The 1,292-nt window shown below is 40.6% G+C and carries 1 protein-coding gene; it reads right to left on the bottom strand.

Going from position 1 to position 1,292, the window contains the following annotated elements:
- The coding region (locus CHA01nite_RS20335) for an IS5 family transposase (RefSeq protein ID WP_146944817.1) at positions 1 to 1,262 on the bottom strand (1,262 nt) is incomplete at its 3' end.
- Positions 1,263 to 1,292 lie beyond the last annotated feature (30 nt).

Raw genomic sequence — 1,292 nt, 5'->3', positions numbered from 1 at the left:
TGCTCTTTAATTTGATTGAATCGCATCTTTAGATTGTACCCGATCCCTGCTAACAAGGCATTATGAATATCTCCGGCTACTCCTTTCAGGAAGTTTAATCCTAAGGAGTGGTTTCTTTTTAAATGCGATATACAAGGTTCTATTGCTGCTCTTGCCCGGAATCGTAATCTGGCTACCTGCTGCCCATGTTTTGTTTTCTCTTTTTTTGAGGGAAGTACAACCGCTGTTCCTTCTACTTCTTTTATTCCCCTAAATCCCCGGTCTGCAGTGGCTTTAGCAGGTCTTGTCCCACCAACGGATTTTCTTACCCGTTCACTTTGTGCTAAGGATTCTTCCAGCGTTTTGCTATCGTGGGGATTACCTGAAAATCTCTTTACCGAAGTGATGATGCCTGTTTTCCGACCTCTTACTACCGCTACTTTTGCCCCAAACCCGTATGCTTTTCCCGATTTTCCTTTCGCAATACAGGCAACCTGTGGTTCGTGAAGACTGTAAATTTTATCTTTTGTACTGCGTTCCTGGGTGAGTGCTTTAAGGTAAATTTTAAAAACCTTTTCGTAGTCTTTCAAAACATCTTTAGAAAGTTTCCTTTCCAGTTCCCGAAGCAACCTTTTACCAATTGTTCTGAGTTTTTTCCTCGCCATTTTAGCCTTCTTCTGTCTTCTCGGGTGATGCCCGAAGTAAGCGTCCCGCAATAATTGTTTGCTCACTCTTTTGTAGCTTTGTCTTTGTACAACACCTTCTTTGACGGCTATTTTAGCGCAATGATCAATTACTTTTTTTGCCAGCTTGGCATCAGTGGGAAACGTAATATTTTTCTCCTGAACAGTAGTGTCAATCTGAACCTCATTCTCTGTTTTGGCTTTGGGATGAAGCGAAACGCTTTGTCCCAAAAGAAATTCCAAACCCTTTTCGCCAATTCTTTTTCTGAAGTGTACAAAATTGCTCGGATCAAAAGGCTGATCGGTCTGAAAAAAGGTTTCTCCGGTGAAATATTGCCAGTAAGCATTCTCAATCCATCTTTCTACAACGCTCTCATCGCTTTCTTTAAACATCTCTTTGAGCAAAAGCATTCCTGCTATTTTACGAATCGCAATAGAAGGTCTTCCGCCTTCTGAAAATAAACTTTCAAACTCTGACTCCATTGTATCCCAGGAAATCTCCTGAGCCAATTTCACCAAAGGATGCTCCATATTAATAAGCTCGGTAAGTCTGGTCTTAAACAAATTTTGCTGTAAATCCGGTTTTATTTTCCCTAACATTTTGCCACTTTTTATACCCTAAAAATAGGA

Source organism: Chryseobacterium hagamense (assembly GCF_007991455.1).
Classification (GTDB): domain Bacteria; phylum Bacteroidota; class Bacteroidia; order Flavobacteriales; family Weeksellaceae; genus Chryseobacterium; species Chryseobacterium hagamense.
Note: the sequence above shows the minus strand (reverse complement) of the source record. Positions and strands in the feature narration are given on the sequence as shown.